General features: G+C 67.3%; 23 protein-coding genes. 12 read left to right on the top strand and 11 right to left on the bottom strand.

What is annotated here, in order from left to right; all coding sequences use genetic code 11:
• Positions 1–4: 4 nt before the first annotated feature.
• Positions 5–424 carry a F0F1 ATP synthase subunit delta/epsilon gene (gene atpC, locus ACZ5BM_RS06310; RefSeq protein WP_498910689.1) on the top strand — a complete coding sequence of 140 codons (420 nt, stop codon included), beginning with the start codon at positions 5–7 and terminating at the stop codon, positions 422–424.
• Positions 425–738: 314 nt separating this feature from the next.
• On the opposite strand, the gene ACZ5BM_RS06305 is transcribed toward atpC, so the two are convergent.
• Together ACZ5BM_RS06305 and ACZ5BM_RS06300 are read right to left on the bottom strand one after the other, a co-directional pair.
• Positions 739–1,251 (bottom strand): hypothetical protein, encoded by a 513-nt coding sequence (locus ACZ5BM_RS06305; protein ID WP_498910687.1) that lies wholly within the window; start codon positions 1,249–1,251, stop codon positions 739–741.
• Positions 1,252–1,918: 667 nt separating this feature from the next.
• Positions 1,919–2,839 (bottom strand): LysR family transcriptional regulator, encoded by a 921-nt coding sequence (locus tag ACZ5BM_RS06300; RefSeq protein WP_498910685.1) that lies wholly within the window; start codon positions 2,837–2,839, stop codon positions 1,919–1,921.
• 98 nt (positions 2,840–2,937) lie between these two features.
• Between ACZ5BM_RS06300 and ACZ5BM_RS06295 the strand changes: the two genes are divergently transcribed.
• Positions 2,938–3,798, top strand: a complete 861-nt coding sequence (locus tag ACZ5BM_RS06295; protein ID WP_498910683.1) for an alpha/beta fold hydrolase — start codon at positions 2,938–2,940, stop codon at positions 3,796–3,798.
• A 6-nt stretch (positions 3,799–3,804) separates the two neighbouring features.
• Here the strand turns inward: ACZ5BM_RS06295 and ACZ5BM_RS06290 are convergent, their stop codons facing one another.
• Positions 3,805–4,914, bottom strand: coding sequence for a YeiH family protein (locus tag ACZ5BM_RS06290; RefSeq protein WP_498910681.1), 1,110 nt, complete (start codon positions 4,912–4,914; stop codon positions 3,805–3,807).
• Positions 4,915–5,013: 99 nt separating this feature from the next.
• Between ACZ5BM_RS06290 and ACZ5BM_RS06285 the strand changes: the two genes are divergently transcribed.
• Complete coding sequence (locus ACZ5BM_RS06285) at positions 5,014–5,916, top strand: LysR family transcriptional regulator (protein WP_498910679.1); 903 nt, start codon at positions 5,014–5,016, stop codon at positions 5,914–5,916.
• 143 nt (positions 5,917–6,059) lie between these two features.
• On the opposite strand, the gene ACZ5BM_RS06280 is transcribed toward ACZ5BM_RS06285, so the two are convergent.
• Positions 6,060–7,448, bottom strand: coding sequence for an MFS transporter (locus ACZ5BM_RS06280; protein WP_498910677.1), 1,389 nt, complete (start codon positions 7,446–7,448; stop codon positions 6,060–6,062).
• A 295-nt stretch (positions 7,449–7,743) separates the two neighbouring features.
• Between ACZ5BM_RS06280 and ACZ5BM_RS06275 the strand changes: the two genes are divergently transcribed.
• On the top strand, positions 7,744–8,364 hold the full coding sequence (locus tag ACZ5BM_RS06275; protein ID WP_498910675.1) for a hypothetical protein: 621 nt from the start codon (positions 7,744–7,746) through the stop codon (positions 8,362–8,364).
• A gap of 3 nt (positions 8,365–8,367) precedes the next feature.
• Here the strand turns inward: ACZ5BM_RS06275 and queF are convergent, their stop codons facing one another.
• From queF to queE, 4 genes are all read right to left on the bottom strand, one after another.
• A complete protein-coding gene (gene queF / locus ACZ5BM_RS06270) occupies positions 8,368–8,832 on the bottom strand; it encodes a preQ(1) synthase (protein WP_498910673.1) in 465 nt (154 codons plus the stop codon).
• 81 nt (positions 8,833–8,913) lie between these two features.
• Positions 8,914–9,426 carry a 6-pyruvoyl trahydropterin synthase family protein gene (locus ACZ5BM_RS06265; protein WP_498910671.1) on the bottom strand — a complete coding sequence of 171 codons (513 nt, stop codon included), beginning with the start codon at positions 9,424–9,426 and terminating at the stop codon, positions 8,914–8,916.
• Positions 9,419–10,180 carry a 7-cyano-7-deazaguanine synthase gene (gene queC / locus ACZ5BM_RS06260; protein WP_498910669.1) on the bottom strand — a complete coding sequence of 254 codons (762 nt, stop codon included), beginning with the start codon at positions 10,178–10,180 and terminating at the stop codon, positions 9,419–9,421. The genes ACZ5BM_RS06265 and queC overlap by 8 nt, the downstream gene beginning before the upstream one ends.
• Positions 10,180–10,812, bottom strand: a complete 633-nt coding sequence (gene queE, locus ACZ5BM_RS06255; RefSeq protein WP_498911519.1) for a 7-carboxy-7-deazaguanine synthase QueE — start codon at positions 10,810–10,812, stop codon at positions 10,180–10,182. Before queE ends, queC begins: the two co-directional genes overlap by 1 nt.
• A gap of 124 nt (positions 10,813–10,936) precedes the next feature.
• Here queE and ACZ5BM_RS06250 point away from each other — a divergent pair, with 124 nt between their 5' ends.
• Entirely contained in the window at positions 10,937–11,992 is a 1,056-nt protein-coding gene (locus tag ACZ5BM_RS06250; protein ID WP_498910667.1) for a purine nucleoside permease, read from the top strand.
• A gap of 133 nt (positions 11,993–12,125) precedes the next feature.
• Here ACZ5BM_RS06250 and ACZ5BM_RS06245 read toward each other — a convergent pair whose 3' ends face one another.
• Entirely contained in the window at positions 12,126–13,508 is a 1,383-nt protein-coding gene (locus ACZ5BM_RS06245) for a helix-turn-helix domain-containing protein (RefSeq protein WP_498910666.1), read from the bottom strand.
• Between the two features lie 163 nt (positions 13,509–13,671).
• On the opposite strand from ACZ5BM_RS06245, the gene ACZ5BM_RS06240 reads away from it, so the two are divergent.
• Both ACZ5BM_RS06240 and ACZ5BM_RS06235 read left to right on the top strand, forming a co-directional pair.
• Positions 13,672–15,312, top strand: coding sequence for an isocitrate lyase (locus ACZ5BM_RS06240; protein ID WP_498910664.1), 1,641 nt, complete (start codon positions 13,672–13,674; stop codon positions 15,310–15,312).
• Positions 15,313–15,415: 103 nt separating this feature from the next.
• Complete coding sequence (locus ACZ5BM_RS06235; protein ID WP_498910663.1) at positions 15,416–17,602, top strand: aldolase/citrate lyase/malate synthase family protein; 2,187 nt, start codon at positions 15,416–15,418, stop codon at positions 17,600–17,602.
• 43 nt (positions 17,603–17,645) lie between these two features.
• Here the strand turns inward: ACZ5BM_RS06235 and mgrA are convergent, their stop codons facing one another.
• On the bottom strand, positions 17,646–18,683 hold the full coding sequence (mgrA, locus tag ACZ5BM_RS06230; RefSeq protein ID WP_498910661.1) for an aldo-keto reductase family protein: 1,038 nt from the start codon (positions 18,681–18,683) through the stop codon (positions 17,646–17,648).
• Between the two features lie 102 nt (positions 18,684–18,785).
• A complete protein-coding gene (locus tag ACZ5BM_RS06225) occupies positions 18,786–19,463 on the bottom strand; it encodes a GntR family transcriptional regulator (protein WP_498910660.1) in 678 nt (225 codons plus the stop codon).
• 140 nt (positions 19,464–19,603) lie between these two features.
• Here ACZ5BM_RS06225 and ACZ5BM_RS06220 point away from each other — a divergent pair, with 140 nt between their 5' ends.
• From ACZ5BM_RS06220 to ACZ5BM_RS06200, 5 genes are all read left to right on the top strand, one after another.
• Positions 19,604–20,698, top strand: a complete 1,095-nt coding sequence (locus tag ACZ5BM_RS06220; RefSeq protein WP_498910659.1) for an isocitrate/isopropylmalate dehydrogenase family protein — start codon at positions 19,604–19,606, stop codon at positions 20,696–20,698.
• Positions 20,695–21,549 (top strand): amidohydrolase family protein, encoded by an 855-nt coding sequence (locus ACZ5BM_RS06215; protein WP_498910657.1) that lies wholly within the window; start codon positions 20,695–20,697, stop codon positions 21,547–21,549. The genes ACZ5BM_RS06220 and ACZ5BM_RS06215 overlap by 4 nt, the downstream gene beginning before the upstream one ends.
• 88 nt (positions 21,550–21,637) lie before the next feature.
• Positions 21,638–23,074: an MFS transporter gene (locus ACZ5BM_RS06210; protein WP_498910655.1), complete on the top strand. Its 1,437-nt coding sequence runs from the start codon at positions 21,638–21,640 to the stop codon at positions 23,072–23,074.
• Positions 23,075–23,214: 140 nt separating this feature from the next.
• Complete coding sequence (locus tag ACZ5BM_RS06205) at positions 23,215–24,645, top strand: carbohydrate porin (protein ID WP_498910653.1); 1,431 nt, start codon at positions 23,215–23,217, stop codon at positions 24,643–24,645.
• Positions 24,646–24,680: 35 nt separating this feature from the next.
• A complete protein-coding gene (locus ACZ5BM_RS06200; protein WP_498910651.1) occupies positions 24,681–25,055 on the top strand; it encodes a hypothetical protein in 375 nt (124 codons plus the stop codon).
• Positions 25,056–25,077 lie beyond the last annotated feature (22 nt).

The following is a 25,077-nucleotide window of genomic DNA, read 5'->3' as shown; positions in this document are numbered from 1 at the left end:
CAACATGCCGATCGACGTCGAGATCGTCAGCCCCGAGAAGCGCCTGCTGAGCCGCGCCGTCGAGATGGTGGTGATGCCGGGTTCGGAAGGCGATCTCGCGGCGATGCAGGATCACGCGCCGACCATCGTGCTGCTGCGCGGCGGGGTGGTCTCGCTTTATGACACCCCGAACGTGACCGGCGCGCCGGACGAGCGCTTCTTCGTGGCCGGCGGCTTCGCCGAGATCACCGCCGGCCGCTGCACCATCCTGGCCGATTCGGCGACCCCGGTCGCCGAGCTGTCCCGCGCAGACGGCGAAACCCGCCTCCGCGACGCCGAAGCCGCCTACGACGCCGCAGACAAGAGCGACGTCCCGGCGCTCGAACCCCTGCTGGAACGCATCCAGTCCGCCCGCGCCCAGGTCGAGACCGCCGAAACCAACTAGGCCTTTCAACCTCCGAAGCACGCCCAAACAAGCTCCGGCGATCGTTTCGGAGCGGGTGGCCAGGGCGCGTCATTCTTTGAGGCGCGCCCAAAGCTGTTCGGCCGGGTTACGGTGGATGGAAATCCAGGCCGGACAGGTGACCGAGCCCTCGTTGCCGCTTGGCGCGCTGGCGGACCGCTGGCATGGGGCCGCACCGCCCCGACCAAGCGCTCAAGCACCCTCCATTGCGCGTCCGTCAGCATCCAAGCCATCCTGCCCAAAGCCAGGACCAATCCCCGAAACAGCCACGTCGTTCACGCCAACAGAGCCAGCCTCTATCTCGGATTGACCAGCCAACCGATGCGCCGGGCGGCGAAAGAAAACGGCGTCAGAAGAACGCCAACAACCGAAAATACAAGGGCCACGCCTGAAAGAACGTGGAATGTCTCAGACGTATCGGGCGGTGCGAAAAACCAGACTGCCGAAGAGATCAGCAATCCGACGACTGACAGGACAATCGATATCGTTGGGACGATCCGCAGCTTTTCGATGAGCACGATGCGGCGATCGCGATCCCTCATCTGATAGGCGCGACGCATTGAGATCTGGACAAACCAAACGAAGAAAATTGCCAGTATGAATCCAGGAAGCGTGGCGATATGTCTTCTGTCTTCAGGAAAGAGATAAAGAAACAGAGACATTCCTCCGCCGGTCAGGCCAAGGGCAGATGGTCCTGCAAATCCAACGATAAACAACCTGTTTTCGTTGGGGGTTGTCCCAATATTATCTTCCGTAAGTGCGCTCCGTATGTAATTTACTGAATCCCTATTTGTATTATCGTTTTTCATTTCTGTTCGCCGATACGATGTGGAATCCAAGGCTGCGGATAGTGCGGGCGACGATATCGTCGCTCTCCGGGTCCAACTCGTCCTTGCCCATCAGATAAAGGCTCGGCGGGACGGCGGGACGGTGAGACGGGGCGTCACATCGTGCAGGCCGGTTTCGGTGAGCTTGACCGCCGAACCCACGGCGTCGTCGATCGCTTTGCCCATGGCAAGTTGGGACTGGCCCTGCCGGATGGCCAGGCGTCCCTGTTCCTCGAAATAGCGGTGTCGCCACCCATTCACCCTGTTCCGCAACCCGCGATGCGGGGAGGGCCCTTTAGGTGCGGCCGGGACGCCTCCATTCGACAACCACCATCGGTTCCTGTCATGGCCGACGCTCACTGCCCGGACAGGCAATTCTCACCTGCTCCGGGAAAACCGCTCAATCCTTCATGGGCATCCTGGCCCGTGTCGCAGTCATGGACGGGATCGGATGCTGACAGGGCCGAGAGGGTCTCGGACACGGTGGGGATGTGAAGCAGAAGAAGCCTTCTTTTTCTGAAGAAAAAGAAGCAAAAAGACTTCTGTCCGTTTGGCGCCGTAACCGGCCCAGTTCTCAGAACCAAACGAACAAAAGTTCTTTGGTTCTTTCTTTCAAGAAAGAACAACACCTCCTTTGACCCCGGGCCTCTCACCCGTCGATCGCTCGCTCGATCTCCCCCAGCGTTTCCTTCAGAACCGGCACGGCATGCTCGATGAAGCGCCGCGTCAGCCCAGGCCGCGCCCGGTCCGACGGAAACACCAGCTGCGCCGGGATCGGTCCCGGCTCCTGGTCCCGCAGCAGACGCACCAGACGCCCCGATTCCAGATGCTCCGCCACCTGGTAGGAGCGCGCATTCACGATCCCCCGGCCCCTAAGCGCCGCCTCGATCGCCGCAGACGCGGTGTTCACCGCCAGACGCGTCCGCACATGCTGCGCCCGCACCAGGGGCTTTTGCGCCGTGCCGGTGTTGAAGCTCCACAGCGCCCCGTCGCCGTCGCCGTTCTGGCCGATGCAGTCGTGCCGCTCCAGGGCGCGCGGCGTGTCCGGCGTTCCATGGCGGGCCAGATAGTCCGGCGCGGCGCAGATCAGACTCCTGACCTCGCCCAGACGGATCGTCATCAGGGTCGAACTCCTGAGCGGCGCCAGACGCACCGCCACATCCACCCCTTCGCCGACCAGATCCACCACACGATCCAGCAGAAGCATCCGCGCCGACACGTCCCGGTGCGCGTGGAGGAACCCTTCCATCACCGGCATCACATGCAGGCGCCCGAACATCTCCGGCGCGGTCAGCACGAGGGCGCCGCGCAGCCCGTCCTGCTCCTGGCGCGGACGCCGCTCCAACATCCACAGCACCTCGCACCAGACTAGCATGTGCCGGACCCCGGCCGCGGTCGGCTTCAGCTTGCGGGTTGACCGCAGCAGAAGCGGCTCGCCGACATGCGCTTCCAGCAGCGCCACCGCACGGCTCACCGTGGCGGCGGACCGGCCATGACGCCGCCCCGCCTCGGCCAGAGACCCGCCCTCCACCGCCGACACGAACAGGCTCATGGCATCGAGACGGTCCATTCGTTCAGATCCTGCAAGCAAGCCGTACAACCGTCGGGCATTCTTCCCGTCCCTGAAACATGCGTCGATAGGGCGACCGTTCGAAAGGAACCGCCCCGATGTCTCCCATCCGCTACCGCACCCAGACCGTCGGCGAGCACGAGGTGTTCTTCCGCGAGGCCGGCCCCGCCGACGCGCCGGTGCTCCTCCTGCTGCACGGTTTCCCCACCAGCAGCCACATGTTCGCCACCCTGATCCCCGAACTCGCCGACCGCTTCCGGGTGATCGCGCCCGACCTGCCCGGCTTCGGCCTGACACGCTCGCCGCCCCGCGACCGCTTCCGCTACAGCTTCGACGCGCTGGCCGAGGTGATCGACGGTTTCGTGGCCGCGCTCGGCCTGGATCGTTTCAGCCTCTACATCTTCGACTACGGCGCCCCGGTCGGGCTCCGTCTGGCGTCGCGACGGCCGGAGCGGATCAGCGCCATCGTCAGCCAGAACGGCAACGCCTACGAAGAGGGCCTGAGTGCCGATTGGGAGCCCTGGCAGCGCTACTGGCGCGAGCCGACCGAGGCGAATCGCGACGCGGTCCGGGCCTTCCTGGCGGACGATGCGCTGCGTTTCCAGCACGAGCACGGCGCTGCGCCCGGCAGCGTATCCCCCGATGGCTGGCTGCTCGACAGCCTGTTCATGCACCGGCCGGAGGCGGACGAGATCCAGCTCGACCTGATCCTGGACTACCGCTCCAACGTCGCGCTCTACCCCGATTTCCAGCGTTATCTCCGCAGCCACCGCCCGCCTCTGCTGGCCGTCTGGGGCCGGAACGACGCGTTCTTCCTGCCGGCCGGCGCCGAGACCTATCGGCGCGATGTGCCGGATGCGGAGATCCATCTGCTCGATGCCGGCCATTTCGCGCTGGAAACCCATCATCGCGAGATCGCTGCGCTGATCGGCGATTTTCTCGAACGCAGGCTCGGCTGATCTCCCTCAGTGCAGCCCGATGAGGCGGATCAAACCGCCGCCGATCAGCGCCAGACACAGCAGCGACAGCATCACCACCGCCGTCACCCGCGCCCCGGCGCGGGCGGCGACGCGCAGATCGGTGCCGAGACCCAGGGCCGCCATCGACACCACGGTCAGCAGGCTGGCCGCGCCCGCAGCCGGATGCAGCAGAGCGGCGGGGACCAGCCCGGCGGAGCGCAGAGCGGCCAGACCCAGGAAGCCGAGAATGAACCACGGCACCAGACGGTGCAGGGGAAGACGGCCCGGCTTCGGCCGGTCGCCTGCGGTCAGATGCGGCGGCGCCTCGTCGGTCTCGTCGCGCAGATGGCGGCTCAGCAGCGTGGCGCCCACCACCACCGGCCCCAGCATCAGCACGCGCGCCAGCTTCACCAGCGTGCCGATCTGCACCGCAACCGCTCCGGCCGGCGCCGTTGCCGCCAGAACCTGCGGCACCGCATAGACGGTGAGCCCGGCCAGGGCGCCGTATTGTAGCCCGCTCAGGTGCAGAACCGGCACCAGCAGCGGCAGAACCAGCACCAGCAGAACGCCGAACAGGGCGGTGAACGAGATCGACGCCGCGACATCCTCGCCATCCGCGCCGATCACCGGCGCGATCGCGGCGATGGCCGAATTGCCGCAGATCGCGTTGCCGCAGGTGACCAGGGTCGCCATGCGATGCGGCAGGCCGAACAGGCGGCCGAGCGTATAGCCGCAGGCGATCGCCAGCACCACGACCGCGGCGATGCCGAGCAGCAGCGCCGGTCCTGCCGCCAGAACGGTCGCGGCGCTGACCGACGCGCCCAGCAGCACCACGGCGATCTCCAGCAGGATCTTGGCGCTGAACGCGATCCCGGGCTGCCAGACGCGGCCCGGCGTCCAGACCGTTCGGATCGCGGCGCCGACCACGATCGCCAGCACCAGCGGTTCCAGCCACACCGCCCCGAGCAGATGCCGCTCGATCCCGGCCAGAAGCGTGGCCAGCATCGTCACGAACGCGCACAGACCCAGCCCCGGCAGAACCCGCCTCACGCAGGACGGCACCAGCCGCGACGCAGGCAGGACGTTCCTGTCGGACAGCAGCGTTGTGGCGGTCATGCGAGCATCCTTCTCCGGTCGGCCACAGGATCGGCCGTCCGGATCGTTGCTTCCAACGGATTGTTCTGTTCAGAATGATCCGATCGGAGGATCGATTGCGTGACCCTGGAACAGCTCCGGATCTTCCTGGCGGTAGCCGAGCGTCAGCACGTCACCGCGGCGTCGCGCGCGCTCAACCTGACCCAGTCCGCCGTCAGCAATGCCCTGGCGGCTCTGGAGGAACGGCACGCGATCCGCTTGTTCGACCGGGTCGGGCGCGGCATCGTTCTGAACGAGAACGGGCGGGCCTTCCTGCCCGAGGCGCGTGCGGTGATCGACCGCGCCGCGCTGGCGGAAGCGGTTCTGGACGATCTCGGCGGACTGCGGCGCGGGCGTCTGCGGCTCCATGCCAGCCAGACCATCGCCGGCTACTGGCTGCCGGAACGTCTGGCCCGCTTCCACGCCGCCTATCCCACGGTGGATCTCGACATCCATGTCGGCAACACCAGCGACGTGGCGCAGGCCGTGCTGGACGGCGGCTGCGAGATCGGTTTCGTAGAGGGTGCGACCGGCCATGATTGTCTGGAACGGCTGGAGGTCGGCCAGGACCGGCTGCTGATCCTGTGCCATCCCGCGCATCCCTGGGCCGGGCGCGCCTCGCTCACGGCGACCGACCTGTCCGGCGCCGCCTGGATCATGCGCGAGGCGGGCTCCGGTACGCGGTCCAGCCTGGAAGCGGCCCTGTCCGAGGCGGGTTGCGACCCCGCCGCCCTACGCGTCAGCCTCGTTCTTCCCTCCAACGAAGCCGTGCTCAGCGCGGTGCAGGCCGGAAACGGCGTTGCCGCCCTGTCGCAGCACGTGGCGCGGGCGGCTTTGGCCGCCGGGCTGGTGATCGCGCTGCCGTTCGCGCTCCCGGCGCGTCCGTTCCACGCGCTCCGGCACCGTGAGCGCTACCGCACCCAGGCTGCCGATGCGTTCGTGCGGTCGTTGACGTCGACAGGCGAAGGGGATGTTCTTTCTTGAAAGAAAGAACCAAAGAACTTTTGTTTGTTAAAGTGAGTGCAGCGCCAATTATTTAGATTTAAACGGATAGAAGTCTTTTTGCTTCTTTTTCTTCAGAAAAAGAAGGCTCTTTCTGTTTCTGTCTTTTATCCACTCGGGCCCTATCACGCCGCACCGGCAGCGGATGCCTGGCGATGGCGGCGGAACCGCCCGACGCTGAACAGGGCGGCGAGAACCGCCAGCACGGCGCAGGCCAGCATCTCGATGCGCTCGCCGCCATGCGGCAGCAGGCGGAAGCCGATCGCGGCCAGGGTGGCGCCGCCGGTCTGGCCGAACAGGCGGGCGGTGGCCAGCATGCCGCTGGCGGCGCCGGCGCGGTCTCGCGGCGCGGTGCCGAGCATGACGCGGTTGTTGGGCGCCTGGAACAGGCCGAACCCGGCGCCGCAGATCATCATGCGCCAGGCGATCGCCACCGGCCCGGCATCGTCCGGCAGCAGCGCCAGCAGAACGAAGCCGGTGGCCAGGATCGCCATGCCGACGCCGCCCAGAAGGGCGGGGGCGATGCGTTCGGTGAGGCGTCCGGCCATGGGCGCGATCACGGTGATCGCCGCCGGCCAGGCCGTCATCAACAGGCCGGTCTGCACCTGACCCAGATGCAGCGCGTCCTCGAAATGGAACGGCAGCGCCAGAAAGGCGAGCGCGTAGGCGCTGAAGGCGCAGACCGATGCGCAGATGGACAGGGCGAAGACCGGGATCCGCATCAGATCCACCGGCATCAGCGGCCGCTCGAGCCCGGCGGCGCGCCGTAGGCCGATCGCGCCGATCGCGATCGCCGCCGCGAGCACCAGCGCGCCGGCGATGCGCGCGCCGCTGCCATGGGTGAGGATGTCGATGCCGATGAAGAACAGCCCGAAACACAGCATGTTCAGCAAGGCGCCGATCTTGTCGAGCGGCCCTTGGGACAGCTCCGCATGCGGCAGGAAGCGGCGCGCCAGCCACAGGTTCACGAGGCCGATCGGCACGTTGACGGCGAACAGCCATTCCCAGTTGGCGACCGCCAGCACGGCGGCGGCGACGCTGGGTCCGACCGCCGCGGCCAGACTCACCACCAGCGCCAGAAGCCCGACCCCGCGTCCCAGCAGGGCCAGCGGCCAGACATGGCGCACCAGGGCGCCGCTGACGCTCATCATTCCGGCCGCGCCCAGCCCTTGCGCGACGCGCGACGCGACCAGCAGCGGCAGGCTGTCGGACAGGGCGCAGAACAAGGAGCCGGCCACGAACAGGGCGAGGCCCGCGCCATAGACGCGCCTGTAGCCGGTCTTCTCGCCAAGCGCCGCCAAGGGCAGCATGGTGGCCACCAGAACCAGCTGATAGGCGTTCACCACCCAGACCGCCTCTGCGGGCGTCGCCTTCAACTGGCGGGCGATGGTCGGCAGCGCGATGTTGGCGACGGAGGCGTCCAGCACCGCCATGATGGTGCCGAGCAGGATCGCCAGCATGCCCCAGAAACGCAGCCCGGAGGGAAGGCCGTCCGGATGGATTCTGGACTGCATGCGGTTCTCCGATCCTGTGGGTGCGCGCCGGGCAACGCAGCCGCGACGGCGCGTGTTGCATCGGGCGGGATGGCGCGGGAGGCAAGCGCATCTCGAAGCGTGTCAGCGCTGCGGAAACAGCGTTCGTTTCGCGAAAATCCGCCATCAGGCTGCGTCCGCGCCAGGGTGATCGTGGTTCGTCCGGGCGGTTGACAATATCGTGTGGGCTGCGCCGACGCAGCCGTGTTCGCGGCCACTGTTTTTGTCGGTGTGCGGAGGGGCACGGCATGATGCGGGACAACGAGGTGTGCGTGCGATGAAGAGCACGTTGCGCCGCTGGGCGGCCATCGCCTTGCCGATCGTTCTGGTGCTGCGCGTCCTGCTGATGATCGTGCAGATGCACGACCGGCACGATGCGCATGACGGGGCGCCGCATGACGAGGCGTCGCATGACGGGGCGAGTCCGATCTCGTTCGCATCGGGCCAGGTGCTGCGTTTCGATCGCGGCGATCCGAACCTCGCGGCGCCGGCTGCTTCCCGGACCTTGACCGTCGCCCTGCTGCGGCAGGACGGGCGCTTCGCCGGCGGGGATGCCGGATGTTCGCTCGACCCTGCCGCCATGGCCGGGGAAGGGGGCGGCACGCTGACGCTGGTGGCCACCGATGGCGACGGGCATTGGGTCGCCGACTGGTCCGGCGGCGCGACCGTTTCGTTGGGGCAGGTGGTGGCCGATCCCGATCCGGACGCGCGATACCGCGCCATGCAGGCGGTGCTGGAGCATGGCGCCGATTGCGGCCGCTCGGCTCAGGTCGAGATGTCGCGCCCCGAACTCGTGGTGTTGTCGGATCTGCTGGCAGGACGGCCGGCGGCGGAGGATGCACCGCCGCCGCGAGAAGGGCTGGGGCTCAGGCTGCCGGGTGCCGCCGCGTCGCCGTGAGGCTCAGCCGCGCCCGCGATAGGTCGGCACGCCCTGGTCCGGCACCCAGACATCCGCCGGCGGGGCGCCCGTCTGCCAGAACACGTCGATCGGGATGCCGCCGCGCGGATACCAGTAGGCGCCGATGCGCAGCCAGACCGGGTCGAGCAGATCGACCAGCGTGGAGGCGATGCGGACGGAGCAATCCTCGTGGAAGGCGCCGTGGTTGCGGAACGAGGTGAGGAACAGCTTGAGCGACTTGCTTTCCACGATCCAGTCGCGGGGGACGTAGTCGATCACCAGATGGGCGAAATCGGGCTGGCCTGTGACCGGGCAGAGCGAGGTGAACTCCGGCGCGGTGAAGCGCACCAGATAGTGCCGCCCCTTATGCGGCGCCGGCACGCGCTCCAGCACCGCCTGTTCCGGGCTGGCCGGCGTTTCCGTATGCCGCCCCAACTGCGTCAGGGCCGAAGAACCATCATCACTCATCGCTTACCCTCGGGGCGCAAACATTCGGGGGTCCAGGGAGCCCAGCTCCCTGGCGGGGTCCGGGGCAGAGCCCCGTTCCCCCTAGCTGATGCTCGAATCCGCCCGCATCCACCACCCCTCCCGCCCCGGCAGCAGCGCCTGCGCCGCTTCCGCCGTGACGGAGACCTCGTTGGTGGGCGTTTCCTCGATGGAAAGTTCGGCACAGCGCAGCAGATCGCCGTCGTCGCGCAGGATCGCCGAGAGCTTGCTCCAGAGCAGGCAGCACATCAGTTCGGTGGTGGGATCGCCCGGCGTCACCACGATGCGCGCGGCGCGTTCGGGTTCGTTGGCACGGAACCAGCCGAGCAGCGGGTCGGCGTCGGACAGCTGGAGCGCGTGGTCGAGCCGGTCGTCCACGAAGCGGTGCCAGCGTCCCTTGGCGCGCTGGAACGAGACCACCATGTTGCCGTGCCCGTCGAGCGGGCGCTGGTCGTTCGCCACCAGGCGCACGCGCACGAACTCGTTGTGGCCGTGCGGCAGGGCGCAGCTTTCCGAGGCGCCGGCGATCAGGCGGTGGCCCATGGAGAAGCGGCGCGTGAAGCGCAGTTCAAGCATCGGAAACGGGACCGGGCGGCAGGGCGCGGGCGGGGCCGCGTTCGGCGCTGTATTGTTCCCAGCCGCGGCGGCGGAGCTCGCAGGCCGGACATTCGCCGCAGCCGCGTCCCCAGTCATGTGCGTGGGTGCGGTCGCCGAGATAGCAGCTATGGCTGTCGTCGCGGATCAGCCCGACCAGATCGTCGCCGCCGAGCCGTTCGGCCAGTCGCCATGTGGCGGCCTTGTCGAGCCACATCAGCGGGGTGTGCAGCACGAAGCGGCTGTCCATGCCGAGATTGAGCGTGGCCTGGAGCGACTTGATGGTGTCGTCGCGGCAATCGGGGTAGCCGGAATAATCGGTCTCACACATGCCGCCGACGATGTGCTTGAGCCCGCGGCGCGTGGCGAGGGCGGCGGCGAAGGTGAGGAACAGCAGGTTGCGGCCGGGCACGAAGGTGTTGGGCAGGCCGCCTTCGGTGAAGGCGATCGCGGCTTCGCGCGTCAGCGCCGTGTCGGATAACTGGCCCAGCACCGGCAGGTCGAGGGTGTGGTCGGGGCCGAGCCGGTCGGTCCAGAGCGTGCGTCGGGCCACCATGCCGGCGCGCAGCGTGTCGCGGCATTCGAGCTCTACGCTGTGCCGTTGGCCGTAATCGAAGCCCAGCGTTTCCACGCGATCGAACCGGTCCAGCGCCCAGGCGAGACAGGTGGCGGAATCCTGTCCGCCGGAGAACAGCACGAGCGCGCCGCCGGGTTGGATCGTCATGTCGGTGCTCATCAGGGGATTCCCAGCAGCTTGTGGGTCTGCAGGCTGAGGCGCCAGCGCGGATGGGCGAGGCAGTAGCGGATCGCCGCCTCGGTGTTGGCCGCCTGCTCCGGCCCGTCCATCGGCTGGAGAAAGAAATGGCTGAAATCGAGCCCTTCCATGTCGGCGGGGTCGATCTCGGTCTGCGGGAAGACGAGCTTCAGCTCGGAACCAGCGCGTTGCTTCAACGGATTGCCGGCCTTGGGGCTGACGCAGATCCAGTCGATGCCGGCAGGGGCGGGCAGGGTGCCGTTGGTTTCCACCGCGACCTCGAAGCCGCGCGCATGCATGGCCTCCAGCAGAGCCGTGTCGAGCTGCAGCAGCGGTTCGCCGCCGGTGAACACCACGTAGCGATGGGCGCGGTTCTCGGGCCAGAGCGCGGCGATGGCGTCGGCCAGGGCTTCGGCGCCGTCGAAGCGTCCGCCGCCTTCACCGTCCATGCCGACGAAATCGGTGTCGCAGAAGCGGCAGACGGCGTCCGCGCGATCCTCCTCGCGCCCGGACCACAGGTTGCAGCCGGCGAACCGGCAGAACACCGAGGCCCGTCCGGCCTGCGCCCCCTCGCCCTGGAGGGTCGCGAACATCTCCTTCACCGCATACGCCATCGTCGTCATGTCGAGCACGGCGGCGGTTTTCGCAACCCCTTCGTTCCGGGGGGCGGCGCTTCGCGCGCGGCATGGATCGTGCAACCGGCTCGATATGACCCGATACGCCATCCCGGAGTTCCCGATGAAACGCCTGCTTCTTTCTGCCGCCCTGCTGCTCTCCGCCGGGGCCGCGCGCGCCGCGCCGATCCCGGTCAAGGTCGTGGTGGTCGCCAACTGGGAGAACGGCGCCGACACGGGCGATGCGCCGGGCGAGTATCAGGACTGGGTCGAACGCGAGCATCTGGACGAGAAAGTGCCGGTGCGCGGCGCGCCCGACGTGGTCCGGCGCAGCAAGGACGGGCTGTACGGGCTGGTTCTGCGCCACGGCGTCACCGATCTCGCCGCCTTCGTGCTCGATCCGCGCTTCGATCTGACCCATGCCTACTGGCTGTTCACCGGCATCTCCGGCGTCGATCCGAACGTGGCGTCGGTGGGCTCGGCGGCCTGGGCGCGCTGGGTTGTGGATGGAGACGAGGCGCGCGAGATCGACGACCGGACCATTCCCGCCGGCTGGCCCTACGGACTCTGGCCGATCGGCGCCAACAAACCGAACCAGCTTCCGTTCGATGCCAACCATTTCGGCTCCGTCACCGACATGAAGCAGCTCGAACGGGCCTATCCGCTCAATCGCAGGCTGGCGCGCTGGGCGTTCGAGCTGACACGCAACGTCCGGCTCGGCGACGACGACGCGGTCCGCGCGGCGCGTGCCCGTTGGGTCGGCTTTCCCGAGGCGCAGAAGCCGCCTTTCGTACTGGAAGGCGAGACGCTCGGTGCGCTGCGCTATTGGCACGGCGCGCCGCGCACGCAATGGGCGCGCGACTGGGTGACGTTGTGGACGCGCGGCCAGGGCCGCTTCGTGATGACCAACATGGAAAGCCAGACCTACCAGAAGGAGATGCGCGCCTTCGCGGCGCAGGGCTTCGTGGATGCCGACCGGATCATGGTGCTGCGCACGGCGTCCAATTTCTCCGAACCGCCGCCGGGGGTGGCCGTCACGGCGTCGATCGGCGACGAAGGGCCGGGACAGGTGCTCGCCTTCGACAGCAACCAGCGCGCCGGGGCCCCGGTGCTGCACGAGCTGTTGGCGCACTGGGATCGGTATCGCGACCGGATTCCGGGGCGGGAGGATACGCCGTAGAGGGGAAGAGATGTTCTTTCTTGAAAGAAAGAACCAAAGAACTTCTGTCCGTTTAGATCGGAAGAGCGGTTCGGTACGGAGCCAAACGGGCAGAAGTCTTTTTGCTTCTTTTTCTTCAGAATAAGGAAGGTTCCTACCGCCCGCGCTCCGGCGAAAACCGCCAGGGCGTCGCGCCGTCCTGGTTCGGATCGATCTCCACGCGGTGCAGCACGGGCGGAAAGGCGCGGTTGCGGCACTGGGGCCGATCGCAAAGCCTGCAGGATAGGCCGATCTCGTTGCGATGGGCGAGATTGAGCTGGTCCACATAGACCAGTTCGGCGGCACGATCGATCGCGCAGCCGATCGTCACCACATGGCGTGGCGGCGGATCGCCGGGGCGTCCGGACGTGCCGGACAACATGCGCGCGATGCAAAGAAAGGCGGCTCCATCGGGCAACTCCGCGACTTCCACGTTCAGCCGGTCGGGCAGGGAGAAGGCGGTGTGCACGATCCAGCGCGGACAGGAGCCGCCGAAGCGCGCGAACGGAAACCCGGCGGCGGAAAAGCATTTGTCGATGTTGCCGGCCGGATCGGTGCGCACGAAGAAGAAGGGGATGCCGGAGGCGCCGGGTCTTTGCAGGGTGGTGAGACGATGCGCCACCTGCTCGAAACTGACGCCGAAGCGTGCCGCCAGAGCATCGACGTCGTAGCGGAGTTCATCCGCCGCCGCGAGCATCGCCGGATACGGCATCAGCAGGGCGCCTGCGGCATAGTTGCAGAGCCCGACACGGATCATTCCGGCGGCTTCGGGTGTGGACGGGCGCGCTTCGGCGATGATCGCATCCACGACCGGCCGGCATTCCAGCAGCATGAGCTGGAAGGCGAGCTGGAAGGCGCGGCTCTCGCGCGGCATGGCTTCGGACAGTTCCAGCAGGCGCGTGTCGGGATCGAAACGGCGCATCATGTCGCTGGCGCCGATCCGTACCCGCACGCCGTGACGCTGTTGCAGCCGGTCCAGGATGAAGCGATCGGTGTCGTCGTTGATCTCTGCGGCGCGCGTCTCCGCGGCTTCCTCGATCGCCGGGAAATGGTTCGAGTATTGCTGGAAGAAATCGCGCGCTTCCTCCAGCGGCAGCAGGATGCGGCGTCCGCTCGGCAGGGCGATGCCGGCGGCGTCCTCGCGGGCCACGCGGAGCGCGCGATACAGCGACACCATGGCGCGCGAGGCGCCGACCAGCCCGGCCATGGTCTGGATATCGCCATCCGGTACCGGCTCGGCGCCGAAGAGCGGGTCGCGCAGCACCTCGCGCAGGGCGGTTTCCGCCTGACGCTCGGTCTCGCCTGAAAGAGCCTGCAGATCGGCATCGAGCGCCGCGCAGAGCTTGATCAGCAGCGAGCCGGTGACGTTGCGCTGCCCGTGCTCGATCAGGTTCAAATAGCTGGCGGAGACGCCCAGGCGGGCGGCCAGACCCTGCTGGGTGATGTTCTTGTCCGTGCGCAAACGCCGCACGGTCCGGCCGATCTGTGATCTCGACACGCTTTTACGACCTTACAACGGGCTCTGTAAAACCTGTGACAGGTTTCGTTCCGATTGACACGATCCCCCCTTTCGGCGGCGGGAGCAAGCGTCCTAACTCGGCGTCACGGATGTTCGCACACGCAGTCATGAAGCGGGCGTCCCAAGGAAACCGGAGATGGCCATGATCCAGATCACCCCGAACCGCGCACCGGATGGCGTTGGCACGACGGCCGCCTGGTCCGGCGTCGATGCCGCCCAGGCCCGGGAACACGGGGCGCAGGCATCGTTCGCCTCCACCGTCGATCCCGAATTCGTGTCGCGGATGCGCAAGCAGAACCGCTTCACCACCGGGCTCGACATCGCGCGCTACACTGCCTCAATCATGCGGGCCGACATGGCGCGCTACGATGCGGATCCGACGCTCTACACCCAGTCGCTCGGCGCCTGGCACGGCTTCATCGCGCAGCAGCAGATGATCGCCGCGCGCAAGCATCTGGGCAGCACCGATCGCCGCTACATCTACCTGTCCGGCTGGATGGTGGCGGCGCTGCGTTCCGAGTTCGGCCCGCTGCCGGACCAGTCCATGCACGAGAAGACCGCGGTGCCGGAACTGATCGGCGAGATCTACACTTTTCTGCGTCAGGCCGATGCGCGCGAGCTGGGCAACCTGTATCGCGCCCTGGATACGGCGCGCGAGTCTGGCGATGCCGAGGAGCAGGACCGTCTCAGCCAGGCGATCGACGGGCATCAGACCCATATCGTGCCGATCATCGCCGATATCGACGCGGGCTTCGGCAATGCGGAAGCGACCTATCTTCTGGCCAAGAAGATGATCGAGGCCGGCGCCTGCGCGCTGCAGATCGAGAACCAGGTCTCCGACGAGAAGCAGTGCGGCCACCAGGACGGCAAGGTCACCGTGCCGCACGAGGATTTCCTGCAGAAGATCCGCGCGATCCGCTACGCCTTCATGGAACTGGGCGTGGAAGATGGCATCATCGTTGCCCGCACGGACTCTCTGGGCGCCGGTCTCACCAAGCAGATCGCCTTCAGCCGCGAGCCGGGCGATCTGGGCGACCGCTACAACAGCTTCCTCGACACGGAGGAGGTGACGGCGGAGACCGCGCGGGACGGCGACGTGCTGATCCGGCGCGACGGCAAGCTGCTGCGTCCGAAGCGTCTGCCGAGCAACCTGTTCCAGTTCCGCTCCGGCACCGGCGCCGAGCGCTGCGTGATGGATTGTATCGCCTCGCTGCAGGGCGGCGCCGATCTGCTCTGGATCGAGACCGAGAAGCCGCATGTGGAACAGATCGCCGGCATGATGGACAAGATCCGCGAGGTGATCCCGAACGCGAAGCTGGTCTACAACAACTCGCCGTCGTTCAACTGGACGCTGAATTTCCGTCAGCAGGTGTTCGATCGCTGGTCGGAGGAAGGCCGCGACGTGTCCGGCTACGATCGCGCCAAGCTGATGGCGGCGAGCTACGACGCGAGCGAGCTGGCGGCGGAAGCGGATCGCTGGATCAGGAACTTCCAGGCGGATGCGTCCAAGCGCGCCGGCATCTTCCACCACCTGATCACCCTGCCGACCTACCACACGGCGGCTTTGTCCACCGACGTTCTGGCGCAGGATTATTTCGGTGCCGACGGCATGCTGGGTTATGTGCGCGACGTGCAGCGCCAGGAGATCCGTCGCGGCGTGGCCTGCGTGAAGCACCAGAACATGGCCGGCTCCGATATCGGCGACGACCACAAGGGCTACTTCGCCGGTGAGGCGGCGCTGAAGGCCGGCGGTGCGCACAACACCATGAACCAGTTCGGCTGAACCGCCGGACACGACCAGGCGGACCGGGCCATTCTTTCGGCCCGGTTTCGCGTTTCTCCCGGTCGGCCATACAGACCGGGCCAGAAGAACGATGGAGGCAACGATGGATACCTTCTCCATGCCGGACCACACCGATCGCGTGCGCCGTTCCGGCCTTTCCGTGGACGCCGCGCTCGCCCGCTTCGTGGAGCACGAGATCCTGCCCGGCACCGCCATCGCGCCGGATGCGCTCTGGGACGGTTTCACCGCTCTGGTCGAGCGCTTCTCGCCCCGGATCGCCGACGCCCTGGCCGAGCGCGATCGCCTTCAGGCGGCGCTGGACGATTATCACCGCGCCGGAAACGGCCGCAGCGGCGCCTCCTCGCTGCCGTTCCTGCGCGAGATCGGCTATCTGGTGCCGGAGCCCGCGCCGTTCTCGGTGGAAACCACCGGGGTGGATGACGAGATCGCCCGCATCGCCGGGCCGCAGCTCGTGGTGCCGGGCTCCAACGCACGTTATGCGCTGAACGCGGCCAACGCGCGCTGGGGTAGCCTCTACGATGCGCTCTATGGCACCGATGCCGTGTCCGAAAGCGATTTTCCGCGCCATGCCGGTCCGGGTCTCGACCCGAAACGCGCGGCGGAGGTGGTGCGTCGCGGCACGCTGATGCTCGACGAATGTTTCCCGCTCGAGGGCGGCAGCCATGCCGACATCGCCCGCTATGCGGTGGAGAGCGGCGCGCTGGTTCTGGACGGCGCGGTGCGCACGGCATTGCGCGATCCGTCGCAGTTCGCGGGCTTCGTCGGCGATTCGGCAGAGCCCAACGCCATTCTTCTGAAGCGCAACGGCCTGCACGTGCATCTGAACTTCGATCGGACGCATCCGGTCGGGCGCGACGCGGCGAGCGGCCTGTCCGACATCGTGCTGGAAAGTGCCGTGTCCACCATCTTCGATTGCGAGGACAGCGTGGCGGCGGTGGATGCGGCCGACAAGATCGCGATCTATCGCAACTGGCTCGGGCTGATGCGCGAAACCCTGACCGCGCGTTTCGAGAAGAACGGCCGCGCGCTCGACCGTCGCCTGTCCGACGAGCGGCATTACACCGCGCCGGATGGCGGCGCGCTGATCCTGCCCGGACGCAGCCTGTTGCTGGTGCGCCATGTCGGCCATCACATGTTCACCGATGCTGTGTCGGGGCCGGACGGCGCGCCGGTGCCGGAAGGGCTGCTCGATGCCGTCGTCACGGTTCTGGCCGCGCTGCATGACCGCGCCCTGCGTCGCAACAGCCGCGAAGGCTCGGTCTATGTGGTCAAGCCGAAGATGCACGGCCCGGCCGAGGTGACGCTGTCGGTCGAGATCATGGGCGCGGTGGAGCAGATGCTCGGCCTGCCCGCGGACACGGTCAAGCTCGGCATCATGGACGAGGAGCGCCGCACCAGCGCCAATCTCGCCGCCTGCATCGCCGCGGCGAAGACGCGTGTTGTGTTCATCAACACCGGCTTCCTCGACCGGACCGGCGACGAGATCCATTCGGCGATGCATCTGGGCCCGGTGGTGGCCAAGGACGCCATGCGCAAGGCGGACTGGATCGGCGCCTACGAGCAGCGCAACGTTGCCATCGGCCTCGCCTGCGGCCTCTCCGGCCGCGGCCAGATCGGCAAGGGCATGTGGGCCGCACCCGACCGCATGGCGGCGATGCTGGCGGAGAAGATCGGCCATCCGCGCTCGGGTGCCAACACCGCCTGGGTGCCGTCGCCGACCGCCGCCACGCTGCACGCGCTGCACTACCTGTCGATTTCCGTGGCCGATCGCCAGCAGGCTCTGGCCGGGGCGGTGCCGGCGCCGCTGGAAACGCTGCTCACCCCGCCGATGCTGGACAACGCCAAGCCGTCGCAAGCGGTGATCGACCGCGAACTGGACCGCAACGTGCAGTCGATCCTCGGCTACGTGGTGCGCTGGGTGGATCTGGGGGTCGGTTGTTCCAAGGTGCCGGACATCGACGATGTCGGGCTGATGGAGGACCGGGCGACGCTGCGCATTTCCTCGCAGTTCCTGGCCAACTGGCTGCTGCACGGGCTGATCGACCGCGACGCGGTGCTCCAGTCGATGCGTCGGGTGATGCGGATCGTGGCGCGTCAGAACGAGGCCGACCCGGAATTCGGCGCCCTGGACACGACGGAGGACGGGCCATCCTTCCGGGCCGCGTGCGATCTGATTTTCGACGGTGCGGAGACCAGCGGCGGCTACACTGAGCCGGCCTTGCATCGCTGGCGCGCGGTGGCGAAACAGCGCACGCCGGTGGCGGCCTGACCCACAGGATCGGGGTGCGGTTGGTCCGCACCCCGGTTCGACATCAGGCCGGCCGGTCTTCCGACACGCCGCGCCACAGATCGATCCCGCCTTCGGTGGCGTGACGGTCGATCTCCTCCAGTTCCTCCTTGCTGAACTCCAGCCGGTCCAGCGCGCCAAGGGAATCGTCGAGCTGCTTGACGTTGCGGGCGCCGATCAGCGCCGAGGTGACGCGCTTGTCGCGCAGCACCCAGGCGATCGCCATCTGCGCCAGGGTCTGGCCGCGCGTCTCGGCGATCGCGTTCAGCGCCCGCACACGCTCGAGATTGTCGCCCGAGATCAGCGACTGGTCGAACGAGGTTCCCTTGGCCGCGCGCGCATCGTCCGGCACGCCCTTGAGATATTTCGAGGTCAGCAGTCCCTGCGCCAACGGGGAGAAGGCGATGCAGCCCGTGCCCAGCTCCTCCAACGTTTGGAGAAGCTCGTCCTCGATCCAGCGGTTCAGCATGGAATAGGACGGCTGGTGGATCAGCAGCGGCACGCCCTCGCTGCGCAGGATCTCCGCCGCCTGACGGGTCCGCTCGGGGCCGTAGGACGAGATGCCGACATAGAGCGCCTTGCCCTGGCGATGGAGCTGCACCAGCGCGCCCATGGTTTCTTCCAGCGGCACGTCCGTGGTCGGGCGGTGCGAATAGAAGATGTCGACGTAATCGAGCCCCATGCGCTTCAGGCTCTGATCGGCCGAGGCGATCAGGTATTTGCGCGAGCCGCCGACGCCGTAGGGGCCGGGCCACATGTCCCATCCGGCCTTGGAGGAGATGATCAGCTCGTCGCGCAGGCCGTTGCCGAAATCCTTGCGCAGGATATGGCCGAAATTCTCTTCCGCCGAGCCGTAGGGCGGTCCGTAGTTATTGGCGAGATCGAAATGGGTCACGCCGCGATCGAAGGCGCGCCGGATCACCGCGCGACCGGTCTCGAACACGTCGTCGCCGCCGAAATTGTGCCACAGCCCGAGCGAGATCGGCGGCAGCACAAGGCCGGACCGGCCGCAGCGGCGGAAGGTGGCGGTCTCGTAGCGGTCGGGGGAGGGGGTGTAGCTCATGGGTGCTCCGAACTTGGTCCGCGGCAACGCCGTTTGGCGATGGGGTGAGTCTGCAACGCCGGTTCATCCGGGCTGTTGCACGATTTGTCCGAGCAACGTGCTTCAGCCTGGCCCGGTGGCGTCGGCGCCGGCGTCATTTTCCAGCATCCAGACGACGCGGCGTTCCTGCGCCGAGGCGATATGGGCACGCATCGCCGCCGCGGCGGCGTCCTGGTCGCGCGTCACAAGGGCCGCGAGCAGAACCAGATGCTCGGCATGGGATTCGGACGCTCTTTCCGGGTCGCCCAGCATGGTCGGCAACAGCGCCATGGTATCGGCCAACTGCGTCACGCCACGCAGCAGATAGCGATTATGCGCGGCGCGGTGGATCAGCGTGTGGATGCTGGCATTGTTGGCCGAGAGCGCCGCTCCGTCGGTCAGCCTGTCCTCTTCCGCGATCAGCCGCTCCAGGGATCGCAATTCGGCGGCGCTGGCATGCTGGGCGGCGAAGCGCGCGGCCGTGCTCTCAAGCACCTCGCGCATGGCGTAGAGTTCGACCACCTGCTGGTGATCCGGCCGCCACACCACCAATCCCCGGCGTGGCTCGTGTGCCAACAACCCCTCGGTTTCGAGCCGGGTCAGGGCCTGGCGCACGGGCGTTCGCGAAACGCCGAGCCGCCCGACCAGCTCCGCCTCCACCACGCGTCCGCCAGGGCTCAGGGCGCCGTCGCGGATCATCGTCCGGATGCGCTCATAGGTTTCGGTTCCGAGGTCGCCCGGCCGGTCGTGGGTTTGCGTCATGGAGCGGCCAGTATCGGCGAAATCCGGGTGTACGGGAACTCGTCGCGGCGTGCCCGCCCAGCCTGGGTGAAGAGCAAATTTCCCGTTCTTGACCACATCGGGACACGATGGGATACTATGGTATCCATTCGAGGTATCCCATGACCGGCGAAGCAGTCCATCTTCTTGTTCTGGAGGGCGACGGGATCGGTCCGGAGATCAGCCGGGCCGCCGTGTCCGTTCTGCGCGAGGCCGCCGTTCGTTTCGGATTCAGGCTCGCGATGTCCCACGCGGATATTGGCTTTGCAGCACTCCGTGCCTCCGGCACCACCTTCCCGGGTCACGTCCTCGATCAGGCGCGCGCGGCGGACGGTGTTCTGCTCGGTCCGGTTTCGCATAACGAGTATCCGCCGGTGGCCGAGGGTGGCCTCAACCCGTCCGGCCAGCTCCGCAAACAACTCGACCTTTTCGCCAACATCCGCCCGGCCCGGTCGCGCGAAGGCTTGCCGCCGCGCTGCGGCCATGGGGTCGATCTGGTGGTGGTGCGCGAGAACACCGAAGGGTTCTACTCGGACCGCACCATGTTCGCCGGCACCGGCGAGATCATGCCGACGCCGGATCTCGCCTTGTCGTTCCGCAAGGTCACGCGCGCGGCGTCCTTTCGCATCGCAGAGGCCGGGTTCGAACTGGCGCGCGAGCGCGGTCGCCACGTCACGGCGGTGCACAAGGCCAACGTGCTGCGCACATCGGACGGCCTGTTTCTCGACTGCGTCCGCGACGTCGCCGCGCGCTACGCGGACGTCCGCTACGATGAGCGCCTGGTGGACGCCATGGCCGCGCATCTGGTGCGCGATGCCAGCGTGTTCGACGTCATCGTCACCACCAACATGTTCGGCGACATCCTGTCCGATCTCGTGTCGGAGATTTCCGGCAGTCTCGGCCTCGCCGCCTCGCTCAATGCCGGACAGGATTACGCGGTCGCGCAGGCGCAGCACGGCTCTGCCCCCGACATCGCCGGGCGAGACGTCGCGAACCCGGCCTCGATGATCGGTTCCGGCGCCATGCTGTTGCGCTGGCTCGGCAAGCGACGCGGCAGCGATGCGCTGGTCGCGGCGGGGAATGCGATCGAGACTGCCATCGACCGCGCCGTCGTCGAGCCCGCCGGACGGACAAGGGATCTCGGCGGCTCACTGGGCACCGAGGCGTTCGCCGCCCGGGTGGCCTCGCTTTTGGCGCAAGGCGACGCTGCGCCGTGACCTCGTTCTGCGACGCGCATCTGCATGTCGTGGCGCCGGTCGGGGAAAGGCCGATGCTGGACGGACGCTCCTATACGCCCCGGCCGGCGGCGCTCGCGCGGTTCCTGTCGCTGGCCCGTCCGCTCGGCATCGATCGCTGCGTGATCGTGCAGCCCAGCTTCTACGGCGACGACAACACCGTGCTGCTGGAAAGCCTTAGTCAGATGGACGGGCACGGGCGCGGCGTCGCGGTGCTCGACCCGCACCGGACCGATCCGTCGCGCCTTCCCTTCCTGCATCGCGCCGGTGTGCGCGGCGTGCGCCTCAATCTTTACAGCCCGGGTGCAGGCATTCCCGCCGCCATCGAACCGGCTTTCGCGGCGCTGGAAGCGCTGGCCGGCACCATGGGCTGGCATGTCGAGGTGCTGGCACCCCTGCCGGTCATCGTCCGTGCCGCCGCGTTGCTGGCGCGCAGCCGGGTGACGGTGGTGATCGACCATTACGGCCTGCCCGGCGACGCGCCGCCGGACGGTCCGGACGGGCGCGCCCTGCTTGCCTTGCTGGGCTTGCCGCATGTCTGGGTGAAACTGTCCGCCCCCTATCGATGCTGGGGCGATTCCGAGACGATCCAGCCGGACCGGCGCTGGCTCCGGGCCCTGCTGGAGGTCGCGCCCGATCGCTGCGTCTGGGGCAGCGACTGGCCGCATACCCCGTCCCATTCCGAACAACGCGCCGAGGAGCAGATCCTCCCGTATCGCCGCATCGATTACGCCCGGCTTCTCGATGCGCTGCGTGCGGCTTTGCCGCGGCATGCCGACTGGGAGCGGATCATGGGACGGCAACCGGCCGCCCTTTACGGCTTCGACGACTGATCTCGATGGCCGGGGAAATCCGCCGCGCCAGCACTGCGAACCCGGCGACAGTTCGGGACCGAAAACATCTCGAGGGAGGAGGCCAGGCATGGCGATCCGTGAACATGCGATCCCGGAGCGGCCGAGACCGGTGGCACCGGATCGGCCCCCGGGCGTCGAGGGCCGATCGCCGGCTGCCGGGATCGGCAGCGTCGCCGGCGATCCCGCGGCGGAGGAGGCGCTGGCCGAACGCGCCTTGCGCTGCGCCGCGTGGCGTTTCGTGCCGATCCTGTTGTTCGCCTATGTCCTGAACTATCTCGATCGCACCAGCCTCGGGTTCGCGGCGCTCACCATGAACAAGGCGCTGGGGTTGTCGCCGGCCCAGCTCGGCCTCGCGGCCGGCCTGTTCTTCGTTGGTTATTGCCTGTGCGAGGTGCCGAGCAATCTGGTGCTGCATGCGGTCGGCGCCCGTCGCTGGCTGGCGCGGATCATGATCAGCTGGGGGCTCGCCTCGGCCGCGACGGCCCTGGTGGTAGGGCCGCGCTCCTTCTACGCGGTCAGGATTCTTCTCGGCGTGGCCGAAGCCGGCTTCTTTCCGGGGGTGGTGTTCTTTCTAGGCTGCTGGTTTCCCCCACGCTATCGCACCCGGATGGTCGCCTGGTTCGTTCTCGGCATTCCGCTGTCTTCCGTTATCGGCGGCCCGATCTGCGGCGCGTTGCTGCAACTGAACGGTCTGCTGGGGCTGCGGGGCTGGAAGTGGCTGTTCCTTGTCGTCAGCCTGCCCTGCGTCGTCATCGGTGTTTTGTTGCCGTTCGTGCTGGCGGACACGCCGCAACAGGCGCGCTGGCTGAGCGCGGAGGAAAAGCAGGCCATCGCCGCGTTGCGCGCGCGAGAAGGCGAGGCGGCAGGGCAGGGGCAGCGCACACGGCTTCGCGACGCAGTGGCCGATGCGCGCGTCTGGCTGCTCGCAGCGGTCCATTTCTGCGTCACCGCAGGCTCCTACGGGATCGGTATTTTCCTGCCGCTGATCATGGCGCAAGGCGGTCTTTCCAGCCTGGCGATCGGCTGGTGGTCTGCAGTGCCCTATCTGGCGGCATCGGCAACGATGCTGCTCTGGGCGTGGCATGTGGACCGCAGCGGCCGGCGCATTCTGAACGTGGGCGTCGGCTGCCTGCTGGGCGCGGCCGGGCTGGCAGGGGCGGTGGTGAAACTGCCCCCCGGTTCCCACGGCTTCGCCTTCGAGATGGTGATGCTGACGATCAGCCTGGTCGGGGTCAGCGGCGCGCGCGCCGTGTTCTGGAGCATTCCGCCCCGCTTCCTCACCGGGCGCGCTTCGGCCGGCGGCCTTGCCCTGATCAACACGATCGGCACCACGGGCGGTTTCGTCGGGCCGCTGCTGATGGGCGGCCTGCGCGGTTGGACCGGGTCGTTCGCGGGCGGCATCGCCGGACTCGGCGTGATGATGCTCCTGGCGAGCTGTTTCGTCGTCGTTCTTTCGGTGCTCGGCCAGCGTGACGCCGCCGCGGCCGGCGGGGGCGGAGTCTGATGCCGGTCGTGGTCTCCGCGCGCCGAACGCCTCCCACCGGATAGGACTCCGGCGCGCCGCCGCCAGCTCAAGACAAAAGAACAGCCCGGTTCCAGCCGTCGGCAAGAACGGCAGGCGAACCCTTCGAGGAATAACGTTCCATGATCGTTACAAGAAGGCGCCGCTGGGGCGCGATCGTTCTCGGCTGCCTGTTTCTTCTCGCCGTTCCGATGCTGGGGGAGGCCCAGACGACCAATGGCGGCGTGGCGATCGGACCATCCTCGCTGGTGGCGACACCTCTGGCGCCGAATCTGCCTTATTTCGCCGTACCGGCCTCGCCGGACCCGGAAACCATCTTCGGCGGCAAGGGCGATTTCCGTCACCGGGTGCGCGATCGCGGCATCGGCTTCGTGGTGGATCTGCGCAACGAGTTTTCCGGCAACGTCGCGGGCGGCACCGCCCGAACGGCGGCGATGGTCAGTCAGCTCGGCGTGGAAAGCGACATCGACTGGCAGAAGCTCGCCGGTCTCAAGGGGTTCTCCACCCATGCCGTGCTGATCAATCTGAGCGGCGGACAAACCAATCGTGGTTTCGGGGACAATCTGGTGCGGTCGCAGGACCTCCTCGTGACCAATGGCGGCGATGTGGCGGTGCATCTGTCCTATGCCTACGGCGAGGAAACCTTTGCCCATGGCCGTTTGGATCTCGCCGCCGGGCGGTTTCCGGTCGGGCTCGATTTCGCGTCGTCGCCGCTCTACTGCCAGTTCATGAGCAAAGGGTTCTGCGGCAATCCCAGGGCATTCAGCGTGGCCCTTAGCGGGTTCACCATCGCGCCGATCTCGAGTTGGGGAGCGCGTCTGCGCATTCGTCCGACCAGGACGTTGTATCTACAATTCGGCCTGTTCTCCTACGAGAACGGAACCAACCAGCTCAAATTCTACCGGTCAGGTTTCAAATTCGACGCATCCGACATCGTGGGGCTGGAATTTCCGCTGGAGGCAGGCTGGGAACCGAGTTTCGGCCGCACCGATCTCGCCGGTCACTACCGGGCCGGCTTCACCTACAACGATGTGCCGCGCCCCGATCTCTACACGGCGGTGACCGGGGCGCCGATCGCGACCAGCGGCAAACCCGCATTGATCCGTCACGGTGCATCGCAATGGTGGGTGCTGTTCGATCAGATGCTGGTGCGGCGCGGCGCCGGACTCAACAACGGTCTCGTCCTGTTCGGCGGTTTCGTCGGCGGCACGCGCAACGTCGATCTGATCGACCGCAACGCCTTCATCGGGCTGGTGGATCGCGGCCTGCTGTCCGGACGCCCGCGCGACGCGGCTGGCCTCGCTTTCACCTATGTCGGTATCAGCCCGCAGCAGACGGCGACGGAGGAACTCGACATTCTTGCCCGCAAGCGGCTTCCCAGCGGCGTCACGGGCATCCGCACGCATGAGCAGGTGCTCGAGGCGTTCTACAACGTCCACCTGTTCACCGGCTTCAACTTCCTGCCGGACGTCCAGTATTTCATACGGCCGAATGGCCAGGGCAACATCCCGGACGCCGCCGTGCTGGGCTTCAAGACCAGGATCACGTTCTGACTGCCCGACCGGAGGGAAGCGAATAACGAAACATCGTGCAGATGTCACTGGAGTGTCGAACAGCACAGCTCCGATCACGGTGGAGGCAGTCTCGCACCATTCCGCTGTCGGGATCGACGATCGGTGACAGCATCCTGGCCGGAACCGCGATCAACGCACCGGGGCCGGGATCGGCGATCGCCATGCACCAGCCCGATGGCGACGAAACGGTTCTCGTTCTGCACGGCCGGGCCTTCGTCGAAATGGACGAAGACCGTCGAACCTCTCTGACGCACCGGTTTCTCGATACCGGTGCGGAGAAGCTACTGCCCATGTACCGGATCGACGAGAAGGCAGATGTCAGTCGCATGCTGATCGCAACTGGAGAAACAGGTCCGGCTTACGCCGAAACCGCGCGGTCAGGACCGTAGGAAGGAGAAGAACGTCGGCGAT

The organism is Lichenicola sp. GTC18331 (genome assembly GCF_055386855.1).
Note: the sequence above shows the minus strand (reverse complement) of the source record. Positions and strands in the feature narration are given on the sequence as shown.

Coding starts and splice junctions, on each gene's coding strand:
- ACZ5BM_RS06290 (WP_498910681.1), bottom strand. CDS start 4,914: ATGACCGCCACAACGCTGCTGTCCGACAGGAACGTCCTGCCTGCGTCG.
- ACZ5BM_RS06240 (WP_498910664.1), top strand. CDS start 13,672: ATGATCCAGATCACCCCGAACCGCGCACCGGATGGCGTTGGCACGACG.
- ACZ5BM_RS06210 (WP_498910655.1), top strand. CDS start 21,638: ATGGCGATCCGTGAACATGCGATCCCGGAGCGGCCGAGACCGGTGGCA.
- ACZ5BM_RS06225 (WP_498910660.1), bottom strand. CDS start 19,463: ATGACGCAAACCCACGACCGGCCGGGCGACCTCGGAACCGAAACCTAT.
- ACZ5BM_RS06300 (WP_498910685.1), bottom strand. CDS start 2,839: ATGGACCGTCTCGATGCCATGAGCCTGTTCGTGTCGGCGGTGGAGGGC.
- ACZ5BM_RS06295 (WP_498910683.1), top strand. CDS start 2,938: ATGTCTCCCATCCGCTACCGCACCCAGACCGTCGGCGAGCACGAGGTG.
- mgrA (WP_498910661.1), bottom strand. CDS start 18,683: ATGAGCTACACCCCCTCCCCCGACCGCTACGAGACCGCCACCTTCCGC.
- ACZ5BM_RS06235 (WP_498910663.1), top strand. CDS start 15,416: ATGGATACCTTCTCCATGCCGGACCACACCGATCGCGTGCGCCGTTCC.
- queC (WP_498910669.1), bottom strand. CDS start 10,180: ATGAGCACCGACATGACGATCCAACCCGGCGGCGCGCTCGTGCTGTTC.
- ACZ5BM_RS06305 (WP_498910687.1), bottom strand. CDS start 1,251: ATGAAAAACGATAATACAAATAGGGATTCAGTAAATTACATACGGAGC.
- ACZ5BM_RS06280 (WP_498910677.1), bottom strand. CDS start 7,448: ATGCAGTCCAGAATCCATCCGGACGGCCTTCCCTCCGGGCTGCGTTTC.
- queE (WP_498911519.1), bottom strand. CDS start 10,812: ATGGCGTATGCGGTGAAGGAGATGTTCGCGACCCTCCAGGGCGAGGGG.
- ACZ5BM_RS06250 (WP_498910667.1), top strand. CDS start 10,937: ATGAAACGCCTGCTTCTTTCTGCCGCCCTGCTGCTCTCCGCCGGGGCC.
- atpC (WP_498910689.1), top strand. CDS start 5: ATGCCGATCGACGTCGAGATCGTCAGCCCCGAGAAGCGCCTGCTGAGC.
- ACZ5BM_RS06275 (WP_498910675.1), top strand. CDS start 7,744: ATGAAGAGCACGTTGCGCCGCTGGGCGGCCATCGCCTTGCCGATCGTT.
- ACZ5BM_RS06205 (WP_498910653.1), top strand. CDS start 23,215: ATGATCGTTACAAGAAGGCGCCGCTGGGGCGCGATCGTTCTCGGCTGC.
- ACZ5BM_RS06220 (WP_498910659.1), top strand. CDS start 19,604: ATGACCGGCGAAGCAGTCCATCTTCTTGTTCTGGAGGGCGACGGGATC.
- queF (WP_498910673.1), bottom strand. CDS start 8,832: ATGAGTGATGATGGTTCTTCGGCCCTGACGCAGTTGGGGCGGCATACG.
- ACZ5BM_RS06265 (WP_498910671.1), bottom strand. CDS start 9,426: ATGCTTGAACTGCGCTTCACGCGCCGCTTCTCCATGGGCCACCGCCTG.